The 17774-nt window shown below is 58.9% G+C and carries 22 protein-coding genes; 10 read left to right on the top strand and 12 right to left on the bottom strand.

All coding sequences use genetic code 11. From position 1 onward, the window contains the following. Positions 1 to 3: 3 nt before the first annotated feature. The 4 genes from G359_RS11605 to eno all read right to left on the bottom strand — a co-directional run bounded on the left by G359_RS11605 (position 4) and on the right by eno (position 5825). Positions 4 to 1059, bottom strand: a complete 1056-nt coding sequence (locus tag G359_RS11605) for a glycoside hydrolase family 5 protein (protein ID WP_045836262.1) — start codon at positions 1057 to 1059, stop codon at positions 4 to 6. Then, entirely contained in the window at positions 1031 to 3496 is a 2466-nt protein-coding gene (locus G359_RS11610) for an exopolysaccharide transport family protein (protein ID WP_197077566.1), read from the bottom strand. Before G359_RS11610 ends, G359_RS11605 begins: the two co-directional genes overlap by 29 nt. A 188-nt stretch (positions 3497 to 3684) precedes the next feature. Then, the gene (locus G359_RS11615; protein WP_156150745.1) at positions 3685 to 3984 is read right to left on the bottom strand and encodes a hypothetical protein; all 300 of its coding nucleotides are present in this window, start codon (positions 3982 to 3984) and stop codon (positions 3685 to 3687) included. A gap of 554 nt (positions 3985 to 4538) precedes the next feature. Beyond that, positions 4539 to 5825, bottom strand: a complete 1287-nt coding sequence (gene eno / locus G359_RS11625) for a phosphopyruvate hydratase (RefSeq protein ID WP_045836265.1) — start codon at positions 5823 to 5825, stop codon at positions 4539 to 4541. Positions 5826 to 6110: 285 nt separating this feature from the next. Between eno and queC the strand changes: the two genes are divergently transcribed. After that, positions 6111 to 6833, top strand: coding sequence for a 7-cyano-7-deazaguanine synthase QueC (queC, locus tag G359_RS11630; RefSeq protein ID WP_045836266.1), 723 nt, complete (start codon positions 6111 to 6113; stop codon positions 6831 to 6833). Between the two features lie 40 nt (positions 6834 to 6873). Here the strand turns inward: queC and G359_RS11635 are convergent, their stop codons facing one another. Next, entirely contained in the window at positions 6874 to 7359 is a 486-nt protein-coding gene (locus tag G359_RS11635) for a PaaI family thioesterase (protein ID WP_045836267.1), read from the bottom strand. Between the two features lie 158 nt (positions 7360 to 7517). On the opposite strand from G359_RS11635, the gene queE reads away from it, so the two are divergent. The 3 genes from queE (at position 7518) to queF (ending at position 9092) form a co-directional block, all read left to right on the top strand. Next, positions 7518 to 8147 (top strand): 7-carboxy-7-deazaguanine synthase, encoded by a 630-nt coding sequence (gene queE / locus G359_RS11640; protein WP_045836268.1) that lies wholly within the window; start codon positions 7518 to 7520, stop codon positions 8145 to 8147. Positions 8148 to 8234: 87 nt separating this feature from the next. Next, positions 8235 to 8624: a 6-pyruvoyl trahydropterin synthase family protein gene (locus G359_RS11645; protein WP_045836269.1), complete on the top strand. Its 390-nt coding sequence runs from the start codon at positions 8235 to 8237 to the stop codon at positions 8622 to 8624. 6 nt (positions 8625 to 8630) lie between these two features. Continuing rightward, positions 8631 to 9092, top strand: coding sequence for a preQ(1) synthase (gene queF / locus G359_RS11650; RefSeq protein ID WP_045836270.1), 462 nt, complete (start codon positions 8631 to 8633; stop codon positions 9090 to 9092). A 49-nt stretch (positions 9093 to 9141) separates the two neighbouring features. Here the strand turns inward: queF and G359_RS20025 are convergent, their stop codons facing one another. The 3 genes from G359_RS20025 to G359_RS11660 all read right to left on the bottom strand — a co-directional run bounded on the left by G359_RS20025 (position 9142) and on the right by G359_RS11660 (position 11048). After that, the gene (locus G359_RS20025) at positions 9142 to 9417 is read right to left on the bottom strand and encodes a hypothetical protein (RefSeq protein WP_082072907.1); all 276 of its coding nucleotides are present in this window, start codon (positions 9415 to 9417) and stop codon (positions 9142 to 9144) included. A gap of 197 nt (positions 9418 to 9614) precedes the next feature. Continuing rightward, complete coding sequence (locus G359_RS11655; RefSeq protein WP_045837929.1) at positions 9615 to 10538, bottom strand: pirin family protein; 924 nt, start codon at positions 10536 to 10538, stop codon at positions 9615 to 9617. A gap of 51 nt (positions 10539 to 10589) precedes the next feature. Continuing rightward, positions 10590 to 11048, bottom strand: a complete 459-nt coding sequence (locus tag G359_RS11660) for a thiol-disulfide oxidoreductase DCC family protein (RefSeq protein ID WP_045836271.1) — start codon at positions 11046 to 11048, stop codon at positions 10590 to 10592. 164 nt (positions 11049 to 11212) lie between these two features. Between G359_RS11660 and G359_RS11665 the strand changes: the two genes are divergently transcribed. The 3 genes from G359_RS11665 (at position 11213) to G359_RS11675 (ending at position 12911) form a co-directional block, all read left to right on the top strand. After that, positions 11213 to 11638: a lysozyme inhibitor LprI family protein gene (locus G359_RS11665; RefSeq protein ID WP_045836272.1), complete on the top strand. Its 426-nt coding sequence runs from the start codon at positions 11213 to 11215 to the stop codon at positions 11636 to 11638. A gap of 183 nt (positions 11639 to 11821) precedes the next feature. Next, positions 11822 to 12316 carry a DUF992 domain-containing protein gene (locus G359_RS11670; protein ID WP_045836273.1) on the top strand — a complete coding sequence of 165 codons (495 nt, stop codon included), beginning with the start codon at positions 11822 to 11824 and terminating at the stop codon, positions 12314 to 12316. A 205-nt stretch (positions 12317 to 12521) separates the two neighbouring features. Continuing rightward, positions 12522 to 12911: a hypothetical protein gene (locus tag G359_RS11675; protein WP_045836274.1), complete on the top strand. Its 390-nt coding sequence runs from the start codon at positions 12522 to 12524 to the stop codon at positions 12909 to 12911. A 15-nt stretch (positions 12912 to 12926) separates the two neighbouring features. Here the strand turns inward: G359_RS11675 and G359_RS11680 are convergent, their stop codons facing one another. From G359_RS11680 to speB, 3 genes are all read right to left on the bottom strand, one after another. After that, a complete protein-coding gene (locus G359_RS11680) occupies positions 12927 to 13559 on the bottom strand; it encodes a ParB-like protein (RefSeq protein ID WP_045837930.1) in 633 nt (210 codons plus the stop codon). A gap of 150 nt (positions 13560 to 13709) precedes the next feature. Beyond that, complete coding sequence (locus G359_RS11685; protein WP_045836275.1) at positions 13710 to 14021, bottom strand: hypothetical protein; 312 nt, start codon at positions 14019 to 14021, stop codon at positions 13710 to 13712. Between the two features lie 130 nt (positions 14022 to 14151). After that, positions 14152 to 15177, bottom strand: coding sequence for an agmatinase (gene speB, locus G359_RS11690; protein ID WP_045836276.1), 1026 nt, complete (start codon positions 15175 to 15177; stop codon positions 14152 to 14154). 202 nt (positions 15178 to 15379) lie between these two features. Between speB and G359_RS11695 the strand changes: the two genes are divergently transcribed. From G359_RS11695 to G359_RS11705, 3 genes are all read left to right on the top strand, one after another. Next, on the top strand, positions 15380 to 15673 hold the full coding sequence (locus G359_RS11695) for a hypothetical protein (protein WP_045836277.1): 294 nt from the start codon (positions 15380 to 15382) through the stop codon (positions 15671 to 15673). 156 nt (positions 15674 to 15829) lie between these two features. Beyond that, the gene (locus G359_RS20925; protein WP_245280000.1) at positions 15830 to 16006 is read left to right on the top strand and encodes a hypothetical protein; all 177 of its coding nucleotides are present in this window, start codon (positions 15830 to 15832) and stop codon (positions 16004 to 16006) included. A 202-nt stretch (positions 16007 to 16208) separates the two neighbouring features. Further along, a complete protein-coding gene (locus G359_RS11705; RefSeq protein WP_197077567.1) occupies positions 16209 to 16556 on the top strand; it encodes a DMT family protein in 348 nt (115 codons plus the stop codon). 13 nt (positions 16557 to 16569) lie between these two features. Here the strand turns inward: G359_RS11705 and G359_RS11710 are convergent, their stop codons facing one another. Next, on the bottom strand, positions 16570 to 17568 hold the full coding sequence (locus tag G359_RS11710) for an autotransporter domain-containing protein (protein ID WP_045836279.1): 999 nt from the start codon (positions 17566 to 17568) through the stop codon (positions 16570 to 16572). Between the last annotated feature and the right edge of the window lie 206 nt (positions 17569 to 17774).

The following is a 17774-nucleotide window of genomic DNA, read 5'->3' on the forward strand; positions in this document are numbered from 1 at the left end:
GGGTTAAGTCTGAGGCCGCCATGAATGTGCCAGATAGTCTTTAACGAACGCACCATACTCAGACGGCGTTACATCATCCGGTGCGAGCAATCGCGGTGTCGCGCCCGAACTGAAGCACCATGCCATTGAGTGGAGCTTGAGCGGCTCTAGAACATCGCGGGTGAACGGAATGCCGAAGTTTTCTGGCGTTCCCCGGATCGCATCGTCACCCTCTCTGGTGAAACCCCATTCGGTCACGACCACCGGTTTGACAGCCGGAAGGCCGCCGAGACTGTCGAGCCAGCGCGAAGCGACTCCCCGATCCTCATTGGGATAGCAATGCCAGGAATAGATGACGCGCGGATCATCGATCAGATCATTCGCGACGCCCTTGAGATCGTGAGCCCATCGCCCACCGGCTACGATGATGATCGCATCCGACCGCGATCTGATTTCAGCGATCAGACGGATCCAAAGGGCCTTGAGGAATGGCCAATGCTCGCCCGTGCTCCGCCACAGCTTCCCGTCATAAACCGGCTCATTCCAGAGTTCGAAAAGGATTCCTGTGTCCCCACCAAACCGCGTGGATATTCTGCGCCAGAAATCGAGCGCCAACGCTTCATCGGAAGCGAAGGCATCGAGAGGCAAACCCCAACTCGGATCCACGGGCTCCGCATAGCGGCCTGGAAAACCGATCGCGTGCCAATCAACGATGACGAAAAGACTCGCCGCGCGGGCTGCTGAAACATCACGCTCGAGCAGCGCAAAGGCATGGTCTGGGTCGTGACGCCAATGTCCCGGATGAATGCTGATCCGAACCGCTGAACACTGCCAGTCCCGCACCAGAACTTCGTAATCACTAAGCGGCCGCCCGCTGCGAACGTACACCGGATCGCCAACTCCGACGCCCATCAAGCGGATCGGCCGGCCACCAAAATGCAGCTCGTTGCCGACGACGTCGAACTTCAATCGCTCGTCTGCGCTGCCACGCTTCGAAGCCAGCAAAACGCCAGCGGCAGCCGTCAAAGTCAGCACTTTCCGGCGGCTGAGTTCAGACGGCATGTGCAGCGATTGCCGCATGCGAACTCGTAAGCCCCTTGGCGGTCAGAATGGTTCCGCAAAGCCGCGGAATGTCTTTCGTCAGAGCGTCGACGCCGAAATCCGAAACCGATTCGTTGGGACGATTGGATGAAACGAAGAGAACGGAGTTCGCCGCACCGAGATCTGCAGAGAGCGCTTCAACCCGCGTATCGACGACGATAATTTCATAGATTTCTTTTGCCGCCTCAAGCGCGGCTAGGAGCGAAGAAGCCTGGGGATCGCTGACGATCAGCACGTCGAGGTTCGGCTCGCGCGTCTTGTTGATCCGTCCCCTCGCCTCCTGCGCATCGCGCGCAGTCAATTCACCGTCCGCAACCAGCAAACGCGTGAGCCCTGGTGTCCGCACATCACCGTCGACGATCAAAACCTTTTTGCCTTCCGCAGCGATTGTGTGAGCGTAGGCCAGCGCGATGACCGGCTTGATAGGCACACTATGATTGGCGACGAACCAAACGATCCGGCCCGAGATACCGCCATTACCGCCGCCATTTACGTATGCTTGCAGCGATCGAATGTGATCTGCGAAAGCCGTATCGGAAGACTTCGCGGCACTGCGTGCCAGCAACCCCATCGCCGAAGTTCCTTCACGCAGCCAAATGCTCTGCGCCGCACGAGATGCCGCGCGCATGTCGCTGACCAACCGGCGCGATGCAAGCGGGATAACCTCGCTCTCCTCCGATACCTCGGCGTCCGCTTGCGCGAGAGGCCCCGCTGTGTCGACCGCCGTCTTCCGCCCCGATAAATGAGCTGCCTGCACAATCTCCACCGAGCTGACCAAAGCGTTCGGATGAACAGTTTCGCTCGTGACCGAATTGCCTTCTGATACATTCGCATTGGTGGAATTTTTCGAGGGCGCTTCAACCGTCCGCCTTAGATGTTCGGAAGAAAACGTTGGCGAAATCGCAGCAGACGCCTCGCCCGCGGTCCCTTCAACTTTCTCACGCTGTGGCTGACCGCCAGTGCGCGCGCTTGCGCTCCGCGGAGCAGGAGCATCAACGGGGACATGCGATCCGATAAGGCCGCGAACAAGCGGAAGCACCGCAGTCACGGCGCCGAGGGCCACCCCGATCAAGAAGCCGAGAGCGGCCAAAATGACGCCGCGAGGCGGAAACACGCGCGCCGACAGCGGCATCGCCGAAGAGATGATCCTCACGTTCGTGGTGTTCAGTCGGGACTGCTCCCGCGTCTCGCGCGAACGCGCGACCGACTGCTGGTAAAGCGTCTGCGTAACCTCAAAGTTGCGCTCCAACTCGCGCAGTTCGATTTGCGCCTTCGCGGCCTCGTTCATCTGGCCATTGAGACGCGCCACCGAATCCAACAGCGATTGCTCGTTGGCTTTCGCTCGTTCGTAGTCGTGGCGGATGCTTTGCAGAACGCGAGCGATCTCGCGATCCATCTCTGACCTGACCGCCCGCTCCTGCTGAGCCATCGTCACCATGACGGGATGCTTCGGCATCAATTGAGCGCCAAATCTCGCCCGTTCCGCGGAAACGGTAGCAAGTTGCTTCTTCAGATTGATCAGTGTCTGCGACGCCATGATTTCCGGCATGGATTCAGGCGTGGCGCGCGATCTCTCGATATCGTCGATCTGCGCCTTGATGCGGTCGGTATTGGCTCGGGCCAGTGCGAGCTGATTATTCGCATCGGAGAGCTGCTGTTCGACGACGAGCTTGCCGCTCGCAAGTCCTAGATTATGCGCAGCTTTGTAAGACGCGATTTTTTCTTCCGCAGCGTTGACCTGGTCCTGCATGGCCTTGAGGCCGGAATCGAGCGCCTCGGCCGCGCCCTCGTTGCTGGATGACCGGTATTGCGCTTGATCTTCCAGATAGGCCGCAATGATGGCGTCGCCGATGCGCACCGACTTATTCGGATCGTTAGAGCTGACGGACAACTCGATCACAAACGTGCGCTCGGGACGCTTGACACCGATCCGCTGCTGCAGCGTCTGCAGGGCCGCCAATTCCAAATCGCCCGTCTGCGCGGAACTCGATTGCCCCGTCAGACGGGAAATCGCAGCCGACAAAGCGTTGCTCGCAGTCCCGTTGAATTCCGGATCATTCTGGAGCCCCAATTTTGCAATGGCTCGTTTTAGAACACTGTTCGACGAGAGCACCTGAACTTGGCTCTCGACGACCGTGATGCCGGAATCGGACTCCCCGGCGCGCGGCATCACCTCTTTGTCGAGCAGACGGAGGTCGCGCGGATCAACGAGCAGTTCGGCTGTCGCGACATACCGATGCGGAACGAACTTGGCAGCCGTGACGGCCAACCCCGCGCCTAACACACCGCAAATCAGCAGGAAAAAGCGACGACGCCACAGAGTTGCCAAAACCGCTGCCACATCGAAATCACTCGGCGCCGGTGAGGAAGCTGCCCGTTCACGAACGGCCTCTGCGTGGGGTTTATCCAAAAACACGTCTGTCTCCGCCCGCATCTCGATAGGAAAAAACCGATGATCCAGCCCCATCAGGCGAAGGGCCAGTTGCCTATCACGAGCAAACGACGTGCCACCCCAGTTATTGGTTAATATCGATTAAGACTTGGAGACGCGAGGCCCCGCGCCGATCAGAAAAAAGGCCCCGAAAATCGGGGCCTTGAAGCAGATTACTTCGAAGTATCGCCGGGCTTCTTGTTGGACGGACCGTTGGTGCTGTCTTGCGCACCCTTCACACCGGTCGCATCCTGAGAGGGGGACATGCCCTGATCGCCGGTGCTCGCGCCACTGGTCCCCGCTGGACCGTTAGCATCCATGGCGGGACCGTTCTTACTACCCGGCGCGCCCTTCACGCCAGGTCCAGAACTTGTCTCGGAAGCCGGCTTATTATCGCTCGAATAGTCGGCTGCGAGCACAGGGGCGATACCAAACAGAGTCGCGATAGCACAGGCCGCAATGATCTTCTTCATGGCGTTTCCATCCTCTTTGTCTTGTTGACTTGCGAGGTTGGAACGCACCCGCGATTGCAGCGTTCCGCTGCTGCAGCTCACTTCGCGATCACATTCCTGATCAGTTTGCTTTGCGCATTAACCGCATCGCGCCGCGGTATAGAAGCCACACGGCAAAGAACGGAGCGAAAAGAAGAAGGACCAGCAGATCCGACATCAATCCGATGCCGCGCCGGATCAGCGCCACCGCTTTTGATTTCGGAGGCTCTGGATATTCGCCCGGAATGTATTCTCGAACTTGTCGAGGCTCCACGGGAAGCTCGACGCTTCGCAGCGTTACGCGGCGTTGCATCCAAGCGCGACGCCGATAACGGTCAATCTTCCGGGCACGATCAGCCCTGCCCAGAATTACTGATTTTGTCTGACGCATAACACTCCCGTTCATACGAACGGAACGCACGGAACGCTCTGGCGTTCCGGCGTCACAATACCGCGAGGTAGCGTTAGAAAACCTCCAACAAAGGCCACATTCTACTGGCGTTTCAGCCAGCACGCCCCTGATGGCCGAACTCGTCTTATCTCGACGTACGCTTCAAGATCGACCGGCCCGCGTAAACAGCGACCGCACCAAGCTCTTCCTCAATGCGGATGAGCTGATTGTACTTCGCCAAGCGGTCTGAACGTGACAGCGATCCTGTCTTGATCTGTCCGCAGTTCGTCGCGACGGCAAGATCGGCAATCGTTGAATCTTCCGTCTCACCCGAACGATGCGACATGACTGCGGTATAGCCTGCGCGCTGCGCCATGCTCACCGCATCAAGCGTCTCGGACAGCGAACCGATCTGATTGACCTTCACAAGGATCGAGTTCGCGATGCCCTTCTCGATACCCTCTTCGAGGCGTTCGGTATTCGTCACGAAGAGATCATCACCGACGAGCTGAACGCGCTTGCCGATCAGATCGGTCAACAGCTTCCAGCCGGCCCAGTCGTCCTCGGCCATCCCGTCCTCGATCGAAATGATGGGATACCGGTTGACGAGATCTTCGAGATATTTCGCGTTGCCCGCGCTGTCGAGCGTCTTGCCTTCGCCAACAAGCTGATACTTTCCGTCCTTGAAATACTCGGTCGAAGCGCAATCGAGCGCCAGCATCACGTCTTCACCCGGCTTGTATCCGGCCTTCTCGATCGACTTCATGATGAAGCTCAACGCTTCGTCGGCGCTCTTGAGATTAGGCGCGAAGCCGCCCTCGTCGCCGACGGAAGTGCTATGACCGGCGTCCTTGAGGTTCTTCTTCAACGTGTGGAAGATTTCCGCGCCGACGCGGATGGCATCCGAGCAACTCTCTGCCGCGACGGGCATGATCATGAATTCTTGGATGTCGATCGGATTGTCGGCGTGCGCACCGCCGTTGATGATGTTCATCATCGGCACGGGAAGAATGTGCGCATTGACGCCACCGATATAACGATAGAGCGGGAGATCGTTTGATTTCGCAGCCGCCTTTGCGACAGCCAGAGAGACACCAAGAATGGCGTTCGCCCCGAGGCGGCTCTTGTTCTCCGTTCCGTCGAGCTGGAGCAATGCGGCGTCGATCCCGCGCTGCTCTTCCGCATCCATGCCGGAAAGCGCATCGAAAATCTCGCCGTTGACGGCATCGACCGCCTTCCACACGCCCTTGCCCTGATAACGCTCCTTATCGCCGTCCCGAAGCTCGATTGCTTCGTGAGCTCCCGTCGATGCTCCGGACGGAACAGCAGCGCGGCCCTCAGAACCGTCTTCGAGGAGCACATCCACTTCGACCGTCGGATTACCTCTGCTGTCGAGGATTTCACGGGCGATGATGTCAACAATGGCGGTCATGGGCGTTCCTGGTCTGTTGGTTCTTATGGTGGGACGGTCATCCGGGGGGAGTTTGGCGCCCGGTTATTAAACCCTATTGTCAGTGCCGCAAAGTCCCGGCGGGCGGGGTTGCGCCTACCCTATCGGTCAGATCATGCTCGAGACGAGTGGATTGGGTCAGTTTGTTCCTGCAATAGAGGAGAAACCCGCCCAAGATGCCTGGGTTGCGCTAAAAAGGCGCTGACCGGGCGCTCGTTCACGCGATGAGCCGAATCAACAGTGATTTTAGGAAAGAACGTTCACACCGTGCCGGAATCTTCTGCTCTAGTTCTCTTTTCGGGTGGCCAGGACTCGACTGTATGTCTGGCATGGGCGCTTGACCGCTATGACCGCGTCGAGACGGTCGGATTCAGGTATGGCCAGCGCCACGGTGTTGAACTCGAGCAGCGCGACGTCATTCGCTCGAAACTTCCGCGCCTCGGCCCCTATGGACATCGCTTGGGCGGCGATGCCCTCCTCGACTTGCCCGCGCTCCAAAGCATCAGCGATACGGCGTTGACGCGCGAGACCGAAATCACGTTCGCGGCGACCGGCTTGCCGACGACTTTCGTCCCAGGTCGCAATCTTCTCTTTCTCACCTACGCGGCAGCCCTCGGCTATCGGCGCGGTATCGGCACGCTCGTCGGCGGCATGTGCGAAACGGATTTTTCCGGCTATCCGGATTGCCGGAACGACACGATCCAGGCAATGGCCCAAGCCCTGTCATTGGGATTGGCATCGCCCGTCACCATCGAAACACCGCTGATGTTCATCGACAAAGCCGCGACGTGGGAACTCGCCTCGAAACTCGGCGGCGAAGAGCTTATTAAAATCATTCTGGAAGACACCCACACCTGCTATATGGGAGACAGAACCCATCGCCACGAGTGGGGCTACGGCTGCGGCAAGTGCCCCGCCTGCGATCTTCGCGCCAAAGGTTGGACGGAATGGCATACCCGAACCGGCGATATCGCTGAGGCTGAACATTAAACTTTGCCACCTTCGGCAGTGGCCCGAGGATGACCAGTTCCTAAAAAGGAAAGACCAGACACGTCGTCGTTGCGTGCGCGATCAGCCGGCCTTTGCTGTCCGTCAATCGCCCTTCCGCCGTCGCGCCGCGCCGGCCGCGCGCGAGCAGCGTACCTTCGGCTCGCACGGTTCCTGTGTCTTTCGTCATCGGCCGAAGCAGCGAAACCTTGAACTCCATCGTCGTGAAGCCCGTGCCCTTGGGCAACGTCGAAAGCACCGCGCAAGCCATGCAGGAATCGAGCAGCGTCGCAGTATAACCCGCGTGCACCGTTCGAATGGGGTTGTAGTGGTCTTCGCGCGGCTCGGAGATGAACACCGTCCGCCCCTGCTCTACCGCGGTCATCTGGAAGCCAAGCAGCTTGGCTATCGGCGGCGCAGGCAGATCTCCCCGCAACATTCCGTTGAGAAACTCCAGCCCGCTCATTGAGGTCAGCGTCTCGAGATCGACGATGCCGAAATTGTCGGTCGCGGATGAGCTTGGCTGCATGGTGAAATCCCATTTCAGGCGTTTCGCAACGTTGATCGCGAGGAGGAACGACGGCGAACGCGACCATTACGAGGTTGAAATTGCGGTATGAACGCGCGCCGGTCACCATTGCCGTCCGTCGGACTTGACTTGGCCGTCCCGCTTCGTAGGTATCCGGCATGTACGCGATCAAGGAGATTTTCTACACGCTTCAAGGCGAAGGCGCTAATGCCGGCACGCCCGCCGTATTTTGCCGTTTTGCAGGCTGCAACCTCTGGAGCGGCCGCGAACAGGACCGCGCCAAGGCTGTCTGCCAGTTTTGCGACACCGATTTTGTCGGCATCGACGGAGAAGGTGGCGGCCGCTTCGAGACGGCTGATGCTCTCGCAGACGCCTGCCGCTCCGCCGCACCACAATCCAATCACTCCGCACTCATCGTTCTGACCGGCGGCGAGCCGATGCTGCAAGTCGATCAGGAACTGGTCGACGCCCTGCATGCCCGCGGTTTTCGCATCGCCATCGAAACCAACGGTACCCTGCCTGTGCTCGACACCATCGATTGGATCTGTGTCTCGCCGAAGGCCGGAGCAGACCTGAAGCAGCGCCACGGCAACGAGCTCAAGCTCGTCTTTCCGCAAGAAGGCAGCGACCCGGCCCGCTTTCTTGAACTCGACTTCGAGGAACGCTTCCTCCAGCCGATGGATGGACCCGAGCAGCACGCCAACACCCTGGCCGCCATCGCCTACTGCAAAGCCAATCCGGCATGGCGTTTATCCGTACAAACCCATAAAATCCTGGGAATTCCTTAACGGAAACGCGCCTCCGCGCCCGTTTGGCGCGGTTTGAGCCCGGAGGCGGGGGTGGCGCCTCAGGTCGAAATCCCTTATTGAGCGGCCATGCAAATTTACAAGGAATTCAGGTTCGAGGCGGCCCATTTCCTGCCGTCGGCAGCCCCCGGCACACCGAATGCGCGCGTGCACGGTCACTCGTTCCGCGCGCGCATCGTCGTCGAAGGCGAGCCGAGCGAAGCGACTGGCTACATCTTCCATTTCGATGAACTCGCAGCGGCAATCCGCGAGACGGAAGACGCGCTCGACCATCGCATGCTCAACGATATCGACGGCCTCGCCGCGCCGACGCTCGAACGCATCTCGATGTGGATTTGGAACCGGCTGTCGAACCGCATACCTGGCCTTGTTCAAGTCGAGGTCCATCGCGACAGCTGCAGTGAAGGTTGTATCTATCGCGGCCCTTCCCCGGACGCTCGTCGTCTGGCGGCGGAGTAGCGTGCGATGACAGCGGGAAAGCCGGGCGTAACTCAACTCGGCAAGCAAGTCGGCATACCGGACAGCCCCGAAGCCGCCGAGCTTGAACGCGTCGCCAACCCACACGCCGATACAGATTATGTGGCCCGCTTCACCGCGCCCGAGTTCACGTCACTCTGCCCCGTGACGGGTCAGCCCGATTTCGCGCACCTCGTCATCGACTACGTGCCGGGCCAATGGCTGCTCGAAAGCAAATCTCTGAAGCTTTATCTGGCGTCGTTTCGCAACCATGGCGCATTCCACGAGGATTGCACCGTTGCGATCGGCAAACGCATCGCCGGCCTCATCGAACCGAAGTTCCTGCGGATCGGCGGCTACTGGTACCCGCGCGGCGGTATCCCGATTGACGTCTTCTGGCAGACGGGCACGCTCCCCAACGACGTCTGGCTACCCGACCAAGGCGTGCAGCCTTACAGAGGACGAGGCTAAGCCCCGCCCCCTGTAGCGATTTCCGTTCAACCTCATACGGCTGAGCGAATTACCAGTGACGGCGGTGGTGGTGCCGCCAGTAACGGTGGTGGCGATAGGGACGATAGTAGCCATACCCGTAATACGGACGGTAATAGGGGCGTCCGTAATAGTGGTGACGATGTCGCCAACGGCGATAATGCGTCTTCTCCACGACACTGTTGCCGCTCTTCGCAACCGATTCAACAGCAGCAAGATTGCCACTGCCAATTGCAGCGGCCTGAGCTCCGGTCGCGGCAAAGCCGATCCCGAGTCCCAGCGCCACCGCTAAAAGTAGATTTCGCATTTCGGTCTCCCAAGCTTATTGCCTCCCAGCAATTCCCAATTGCTGGTTCCGGCTTTTGAAAGTTTAGGAGCCCTTGACTGAACGGAAGCTGTACGGCGCGCACAATCTCCAGGCGAATTGGACTGAATGGAATTTGGCCTTGGCGGCCGGCTCTCCGAAGGTGAGTCGCCAAGGCCACGCAAAAGACGAAATCAGGATTAGCGGTTCTCGGGCAACGGAATAAATTCCGTTTCATCGCCGGGCACGATTGCAAAACGGCCCTGTCGCCAATCTTCTTTGGCGCTATCAATTCGCTCTTGCGAACTCGATACGAAATTCCACCAGATGTGACGCGGTCCGTCCATCGGTTCGCCACCGAGCAACATCAATCGCGCGTTCGTCTCCGCGAGAATTGAAATGCGATCACCGGGCTTGAAAAACAGAAGCTGACCACCCTCGAAAGTCTGCCCGGCGATATCAATGCGACCCGAGGCGAGATACACGGCGCGTTCCTCATAATCCGGATCGAGAGGCAGCACCGCACCCGGCGCGAGAACGGCCTCGGCATAGAAGCAGGCATGCGGAAATGCCGCCGGCGATGTCTCACCGTAAAGGCTTCCGACGATGAGCCGAACGCGTTTCCCCTCACCCTCCAATCTCGGCAACGCACTCACATCATGATGCGCAAATTCCGGTGCGCTCTCTTCATGCGATTTCGGAAGCGCCATCCACGCCTGGATTCCGAACATATCCTGACCGGACAGTCTCATCTCCGGAGCCGTTCGCTCCGAATGAACGATGCCACGTCCGGCCGTCATCAGATTGACCTCGCCCGGCCGGATCGCGAGAGATGACCCGAGGCTGTCCCGATGCATCATCTCGCCTTCAAAGAGATAGGTGACGGTCGCGAGTCCGATGTGGGGATGCGGCCTCACATCGATGCCTTGTCCCGATAAAAATTGCGCTGGTCCCATTTGATCGAAAAAAATGAACGGCCCGATCATCTGCCGCTGCGCCGATGGCAGAGCGCGACGCACCTCGAAACCGCCGAGATCACGCGCGCGAGGCACGATGACCTGCTCGATCGCATCGCAGGATTGTCGATCGCCCGGAATGGGATCGTTATCTTTGAGCCAACTCATCGATCGCATCCTCCGCTTCTGACATCATCGGGGCCACACCGTCAGCACGAGCTAGACGACAAGAAATCTCGACGCCTCGGCAGTACTCGGACGCCGGCACACATCCCGCCGGCCGAACCAGCTTATTCGGTTGCGTTGAACCCAATCGTAAATTCGGTCCCCGATAACGCCCGGTATAAATCGGCCCACGAACCCCAGGCCTCGCCACGGTTGCGGCATGGTCCGCGCCGCGGCCATCACGCCAGCCCACCTCGTGTAAGGCAAACCATCGCGCAAAACCATGAAGGTGTCGAACGCGTCTGCGTCGAGATTGTAATGCCCGTAAAGGGCCTTCGGCAGCGGATCCTGGATCGCTGCAAATTGGCTCCGGCCAGCCGGGTCACGATCGAGCATCCACTGCACACCACTCGAACAGAGAACGCAAAGTCCGTCGAAAATGATCAACGGCCGAGTGTCGTCGAAACTCGGAACTGACGGATCATCGCGGTAGCTATAGGCCGTGAATGGCATCGCGACTCATTTCCTGTCTCAAAGCGGTAGACCTGGCGCTATCATGCTGCAAATTATGCTTCCGTCCCAATTCCGAAATATACCGGATAAAGCCTACCGGCGGCGGCGTCCGCCGCGTAGAAATTTGCGCACGTCATTCTCAGCGCCTCTTGGAGTCCAGATCGATGATCCGCCGCGCAGCACACGTACCGTGCCTTCTCCTCTATCTCGGCCTTGCAAATGTATGGACCACCGGACCCGCGCGCGCCGAGATCGATTGCGCCAATGCAGTCTCAACAGTCGAAATGAACTTCTGCGCTGACAAAGACTATCAAGCAGCAGACAAGGCACTCAATGCCGCATACGCGAATGCGGTTGCTTCCATCCGAACGGGCGGCGACCAGGAAAAACCGTACGACGTAGCTTCCTTCTTAGAAGCGATGCGCAAGGCCCAACGAGCCTGGGTCGCGTACCGGGATGCCGACTGCAAAGAGCTGGTGGCGCAGGAGTGGTCAGGCGGCAGCGGAACGTCGTCTGCAATCCTCGGATGCATGACCGAAAAGACGATCCAACGCACCAAAGAGCTGAGAGAACGATATCGGCAGCAGTGAACGGCGCCTTCAACCATCCCAAGTTAACCCTGTGGCCATTGGCAACTGCCACCGAACCGTCGTTTTGGGGCATTAATTCTCGCCGCTGCACGAAGTCGGAACTCAACAAAGGTGCTGAGTTTTGCTCGCCGTGCACGAGCCCGGAAGTGACCGCGCACGAAAGTCGACGTCAGGAGAAAGAACATGATTTCACGAATTAGCATCCGCGCATTAGCCGGATGTGCAGCACTCGTCGCGGCAGCCGCTGCGCAGATCTCGTCCGCAATGGCCGATACGCCGAAAATCGCAATCGGCACCCTGACGTGTTACGGCAAGGGCGGCGTTGGGCTCATTTTCGGATCGAAGCAAAACCTGCGTTGCAACTTTGAAACCCCCATCAGCGGACGCACCTATCGTTACGCCGCAACGATCACCAAGGTCGGCGTCGACATTGGCGTCAAAGGCGACAGCACGCTGATTTGGACAGTGCTTGGACCGACGACTAACATCCCGAGCGAAGCACTCGAAGGAAATTACGGCGGCGTCACTGCCGGAGCGGCCGTCGGAATTGGCGCCAACGCCAACGCGCTGCTCGGCGGCTCGGGTAGCTCGATCATTTTGCAGCCCGTGAGTGTCGAAGGACAGACGGGATTGAACCTCTCCGCGGGCGTCGCGGGACTGACGATTTTCAAACCATAAGTCACTAAGGGCACTACCCGGCGGCGCGTTGCGGACAAAAACGCAGCGCGCCGATTTTCATTCCATAGTGTCACCTGACCCATAATTCAGATCACCAAACTTCCTCACTCACGCGCCGCCTACCGCATCTTCCGAGCATAACGGCATCACTTTTTAGCCATGAGAATCGCACGCTATTGACGCTCTAGCCGCGAGGAGAAGAACAATGGCCGCACTATCGAAAAACGTCGAAGAAATGCTCATTCGCCTTGCGGAAAATGCGCGCACAGAACAGGACTTTGTCCTGACCCTCTCCGACGCAATCCGCAGAGTGGACGAACAGTTGCTCCGCGATGTTCGCAACGTCGCGCTTCAGCATGAATTGAGACGCGAAGCGATCCTCGGCGAACTGCAGGACCTCGCAGGACGGCTCTGCGCACTTCCTGCACGCGCTCCAGCGCAACCCGTTACCGCGATCGATCAGCAGCAGGACCACCAGGCAAGAGCAGAAATCGAGGCTGCCCTAAACGGTCAAGCTGGCGATTGGCGTCAAGCTGCGCAAAACATGCACGATGAGTTTGAATTCACTTTCAACGGCCAACCGCGGCAACACTAAACGAAGGCGACGCTATCACCGCCCGATATATCCGGGCATCCGCGTCGCCTCTTGCGAGCGGGCAAGCCACATGGCGCGATCATGCGCATATTCGAAATCACGCCGCACGGTCGATCGCGGAATGCGCGTCCTGAAGAAATCGGCCCAGCGAAATTCTGCGAACGGCTTGCCGGACTTCGCGAAGCCGCCCGCCTCGCGAACCGACCACGCGAGATCGCGATAAGGATCGGCGCGCAGATCTTTCAACGACTCGGGCAGTTTGGTCGGACAGACCGGCTGCCCACGCCCATCATAAGCGTGCAACAGACCGAGCGTCGTCATGCGGCGAAGGAACTGCTTCCGTGGAAGAAGCGAAAGATCGGCAACCACGTCAACGAAGGCTTCCTCCACGTCGCTCTTCAACAGCGCGAGGCTCAGGTGATGGTGATCGATGATGAAGAAGTCATCGCCCGGCCCAAGCACAGCCGGTATCGGACGCGCTTCGAGATAGCGTCTGAGCTTTCGCCGGCTCCGCACGCGCCGCTCGACTTTCTCACGCTTGGCCGCGACGGCCCGCATGCCGACCGCCATTTGCGTGGGACGTAAATCTTCGAGTGGAACCGTTTCGAGCTTTTGCTCCCCACGGAGCCCAGGCCGCGCAGTCGACAAATAATTTTCTATTGAAAGAGAACCGGCCACCGGCTCACGCCAAACATCAAGCAGCGGCATGACTTCCCACAAAGCCAATTGAACACCGCTTAACGATTTGGCCTTTATGGTTAAGATTAGGTTTAACGCCGCCCCAACCCGTCGGAAATCTTACTTCGCAGCCGTCATCGAACCGCCGCGCCGGCGCGAAACCTCTGCAACAGAAACTTCGCCCGCAGCGATCAACGCATCGACGCAGCCTTTCGAAAGACTGAGGCCGACCGCGCGCATGCACGATCTCACCTGCGGGCTGCTCGGGCTGTACGCGCTGCAGTGCGCATAATAATCGCTCGCGCACGCGATCTGCACGCGCAGGCTGACGGCATGGGCATTGCCCGCCATCAGCGTGGCGCCGGTGAGCGCTACGATCGACGCGTATACGGCGCGGGCAGCATTCCGGTGGATCGCAACAAAGTCAGTCATTGCAGGTCTCCATCTCTTCTGGCGATGCAAGCCCGTCTCGGGCAGTTGTTGCCGGAAGAAATAACCTCACCCGAATGCTTCCCGCTGTTCCGGCGGGAACTGGACCTTGGGCATCGCGACCGGTGTTACGTCACGATGCTCTTTGCCCATGTCCTATCCGGGAAGAATAGGAAAGCGATCGCGCGCCATTCATTCGCGCAACACGGCAAGCCTGCTCATAAACCACAGTCGCCGCCGCAAGCGCCGTGATGCCCGCCTGATCATAAGCAGGCGCGACTTCAACGACGTCGCATCCGACGATCCGAAGTCCATCGAGGCCGCGCAGCATCGCCAGCAGCTCTCGCGGCGTCAGCCCGCCCATCACCGGCGTACCCGTACCCGGCGCAAATGCCGGATCGAGACAATCGATATCGACTGTCAGGTAGCACGGAGCATCCCCCGCAAGCGCTTTCACCATGGCGATGATCTGAGCGGGGCCTTTCTCGGCAACCGCCATGCTGTCGAAAATGTTCATCCCCATCGGATCATCGACCCACGTCCGGATACCGATCTGCGACGATAGCCTCGGATCGATCAGACCATCGCGAATAGCTTGCGCGAACATCGTGCCGTGATTGATTTCGACTTCACCGCCGGGGCCGGTGCGCGGCGTCCACGTGTCAGGATGCGCATCGAAATGGATGAGCGCCAGCGGCCCGTACTTTCGCGCGTGTGCTTTGAGCAGCGGATAGCTGACGAAATGATCACCACCGAGCGCGCATAGAAACGCACCGGCAGAAACGACATCGAACGCGGCCTCCTCGATCGCTGCGGGGATTGTATGCGGAAATCCAAAGTCGAGCAGCGCATCGCCGAGATCCACGATCCGGACATGCGAAAGCGGATCGAAACCGCCAGGATAAGACTTGAGCTCAGCGAGTTGAGCGGAAGCGGTCCTCACCGCATCAGGGCCCATCCGCGCCCCAGGCCGGTTCGACGTCGCAATGTCGAGCGGTACCCCGAGAACTGCGAAATCGCCCGCCCGCGCCCGAGCGACGCGCGGCGTCCGCAAAAAAGTATGCGTACCCGAATAGGTTTGTTCGGAAGCGATGGAAGAAGGAGAAAGCGCACTGCACCTATGTTGCGCATGCACGCCCGTTGTGGGGCCGGAAAGCATGACGACCTCGATTGTTGCGATGTCGTCCGGCCGACACCTTCACAATCAACCGGGCAATCCCGGTGCCTCCGTTTCGCGGCAACACCAAGCATGCCTAACCAATTACGACAGTCAAGCCCCGGATAGCTTGCCGCAATGCAGCGGTGAACCCGGACCCCGTCCCGCGCGTTACCAAGCTCGACACCCACAAATTGGCTTGAACATGTCAAACCTGGTAAAACTCGCGACTGAAAAGGCCGCTCGATCCGAAAGAAACGCAGAGCTGATCCGCGAAGACTTATTTGAAAAATGCACCGAAGCGGTCGCCGGTCTGGGCGGCGACGTTGTCGGATATGCGCTGGTCGTCTGGGGAAAGGGAGGCGATATGCGAACAGCATACAACGCCGCTCAAGGTCCGATCGGACCGGCACTCGTTCCAACACTTGCCGCTGATGCTTTGAACCGCCATGTCGCGGTGATGCTGGCGCAAAAGGAAGATCCCGACGTCCCCGGCTGATCACGACCGCCGGATCGAAACAGAAAACCCAGAGCTGATGCTCTGGGTTTGCGTTTTGATTAGTGCAAGAAGCCGAACAGATGCAGCCCGATGATTACGACGAGCGGAACGCCTGCCAGCCAAAGAATTACGTCGCGTGCCATGGTGATCTCCTCAATGTTGAATTGTCGGTGGGATGCCGGAGTCGGCTGTCGGTTCGGAGCCACTCTCGTTTGCCGCATCGGACGAACGAACAAGGCTCAGAAGTTCATCGAGATGTTGCCGCGCTTCGGCCAAGTGCTGCTTGGCCTCCTCGCGTCGAAGAACAACACTGTTGCGCGCAGCGTCACGTAATTCGTTTTCAAGATCCCAAAGGGTCTTTAAAACCTTCGGAACTGTCTCTCTGATGTTTTCGGACATCCGAGCCTCGCCAGTTTGAACTGTCTCCTGAACGCATCTCGTTGATTTCCGGTTCCGCTTCTGCGTTTGGCCGTAAGGGACAATTCTGCGAGGACTGCGTTACTGTCGGCACAACAAAATCGGACCTTCAAGCCACATGATCCCAAAAGCAGTATTGCCCATCGTCCTCCTGACGATGTCGAACGTCTTCATGACATTCGCCTGGTACGGCCATCTCAAATTCACCAACAAGCCGCTTTGGCTCGTCGTAATCGTCAGTTGGGGAATTGCCTTTTTTGAATACTGCCTGGCAGTCCCGGCAAATCGCTACGGCGTCGCGGTTTATTCGCCGGCTGAATTAAAGACGATGCAAGAGGTCATAACGCTGAGCGTATTCGCGATCTTTTCCGCGACTTATCTTGGCGAACAGCTCACCATCAACCAAGGCGTCGGCTTCGCCTTCATCGCGCTCGGCGCGTTTTTCGTATTCAAGGGGCCGCTGTAAAAACGGCGCGCCGTCACCTGAGCGGCACGCTCAGCTGAAATTTGCTGCTAAGGCTTTGCGGCTCGGTTGACGCGCCAAGATTGTCGACGTCGGCTGTCACGCTCAGCGAATAGGCGTCGGGCTTCGTGTAGGTAACGCCCGCGCCCGCTGACGTTGTGTCGAAGGACGTATCCGCCGCCTCTTTGCGGCTCGTCGACAAATCGAATGCCCGCTTGTAGGTGACGAACGGCTCGAGCGTCGTACCCCCTTCGAGGGAGAAGGAATGATTGACCTTCGGCGCGAGAATGATCGCGCTCTTGTCGGACGTCCCCGTACTTGAGGCAGAACCGCCGTTAGCTTCCCATTCAGTGCGCGCGTCGATAGAGAACATCGGCGCCGCTTGCAGCGTCACGTACGCGGCCGCCTTTTGATCTTGCGCCACACCCGATGTCGAAGACGACCGCGCGTCACCTCGTTCGAGCGAAAGCCCAACGCTCGCCTTTCGACTGATCTTATAATCTGCTCCAAAGCCGACGCGGCTCGACTGACCGGAAGAACCGTTCAAGCCGTTCAGATCGATGTTGCTCCAAACGTCGACCGGAGTGGTTGGCGCGGATGCAGCCTTCGGCAGCTTGATCGTGTAGGGATCGGCGACGGCATATTCAGGTCTCTGCACGGATACCGTCTGCGAATTGTAATCACGCAATGTACCCAAGCTCGTGCGCACCGACACACTGCCGTCGTTGGCGTTGAACTTCGAGGGCACGGTACCTTTGCTCAGCGCGATCCACGGCAACCCATCCGTCGGAGCTGCCGTTGCGGCAGGTACGCTCTGTTCTGCAAGCGCCGCATCCAAGTCGAACTGGATCTCTTGATCGCAGCCCATGAAGTCGGGCTCTGCTGTGCTCGACTGAACGTCAACACAATCCTCGGCCCGGACGCCGGACGCGACGCAGAAAAGAACCGCCAGACTGGCAATACTCGCACGCGTGACGCCGCGATCGCAGATAAAACGGATTTTTCGAATGAACATAAGCGCCTGTTAGCCTTGAACTTTGATCATCATGTGGCGATTGCATGAAACGCGCCGAGCGTGACCCACCTATGCAGTTAGCCAAAACCTAGATTCACCGGCCCGCATTTACGGCGTTGTCGCTGAAGCCTAGTATCTCTCCACCCGATTTCGCGCGGACTCTGCCCACTCACTGGCTGAGTTTCGTGCAACATGGGTGACGCCCG

The sequence above is a fragment of the Hyphomicrobium sp. 99 genome, assembly GCF_000384335.2.
Classification (GTDB): domain Bacteria; phylum Pseudomonadota; class Alphaproteobacteria; order Rhizobiales; family Hyphomicrobiaceae; genus Hyphomicrobium_B.

What these genes read in the sequence shown, in the direction of transcription:
- G359_RS11710 (WP_045836279.1), bottom strand. Translation starts at nt 17,568, where the DNA reads ATGTTCATTCGAAAAATCCGTTTTATCTGCGATCGCGGCGTCACGCGT.
- G359_RS20925 (WP_245280000.1), top strand. Translation starts at nt 15,830, where the DNA reads ATGTTGAATTGTCGGTGGGATGCCGGAGTCGGCTGTCGGTTCGGAGCC.
- G359_RS11615 (WP_156150745.1), bottom strand. Translation starts at nt 3,984, where the DNA reads ATGAAGAAGATCATTGCGGCCTGTGCTATCGCGACTCTGTTTGGTATC.
- G359_RS11660 (WP_045836271.1), bottom strand. Translation starts at nt 11,048, where the DNA reads ATGCCATTCACGGCCTATAGCTACCGCGATGATCCGTCAGTTCCGAGT.
- G359_RS11635 (WP_045836267.1), bottom strand. Translation starts at nt 7,359, where the DNA reads ATGCAGCCAAGCTCATCCGCGACCGACAATTTCGGCATCGTCGATCTC.
- eno (WP_045836265.1), bottom strand. Translation starts at nt 5,825, where the DNA reads ATGACCGCCATTGTTGACATCATCGCCCGTGAAATCCTCGACAGCAGA.
- queF (WP_045836270.1), top strand. Translation starts at nt 8,631, where the DNA reads ATGACAGCGGGAAAGCCGGGCGTAACTCAACTCGGCAAGCAAGTCGGC.
- queE (WP_045836268.1), top strand. Translation starts at nt 7,518, where the DNA reads ATGTACGCGATCAAGGAGATTTTCTACACGCTTCAAGGCGAAGGCGCT.
- G359_RS11695 (WP_045836277.1), top strand. Translation starts at nt 15,380, where the DNA reads ATGTCAAACCTGGTAAAACTCGCGACTGAAAAGGCCGCTCGATCCGAA.
- speB (WP_045836276.1), bottom strand. Translation starts at nt 15,177, where the DNA reads ATGCTTTCCGGCCCCACAACGGGCGTGCATGCGCAACATAGGTGCAGT.
- G359_RS11655 (WP_045837929.1), bottom strand. Translation starts at nt 10,538, where the DNA reads ATGAGTTGGCTCAAAGATAACGATCCCATTCCGGGCGATCGACAATCC.
- G359_RS11645 (WP_045836269.1), top strand. Translation starts at nt 8,235, where the DNA reads ATGCAAATTTACAAGGAATTCAGGTTCGAGGCGGCCCATTTCCTGCCG.
- G359_RS11685 (WP_045836275.1), bottom strand. Translation starts at nt 14,021, where the DNA reads ATGACTGACTTTGTTGCGATCCACCGGAATGCTGCCCGCGCCGTATAC.
- G359_RS11675 (WP_045836274.1), top strand. Translation starts at nt 12,522, where the DNA reads ATGGCCGCACTATCGAAAAACGTCGAAGAAATGCTCATTCGCCTTGCG.
- G359_RS11605 (WP_045836262.1), bottom strand. Translation starts at nt 1,059, where the DNA reads ATGCGGCAATCGCTGCACATGCCGTCTGAACTCAGCCGCCGGAAAGTG.
- G359_RS11705 (WP_197077567.1), top strand. Translation starts at nt 16,209, where the DNA reads ATGATCCCAAAAGCAGTATTGCCCATCGTCCTCCTGACGATGTCGAAC.
- G359_RS11665 (WP_045836272.1), top strand. Translation starts at nt 11,213, where the DNA reads ATGATCCGCCGCGCAGCACACGTACCGTGCCTTCTCCTCTATCTCGGC.
- G359_RS11670 (WP_045836273.1), top strand. Translation starts at nt 11,822, where the DNA reads ATGATTTCACGAATTAGCATCCGCGCATTAGCCGGATGTGCAGCACTC.
- G359_RS20025 (WP_082072907.1), bottom strand. Translation starts at nt 9,417, where the DNA reads ATGCGAAATCTACTTTTAGCGGTGGCGCTGGGACTCGGGATCGGCTTT.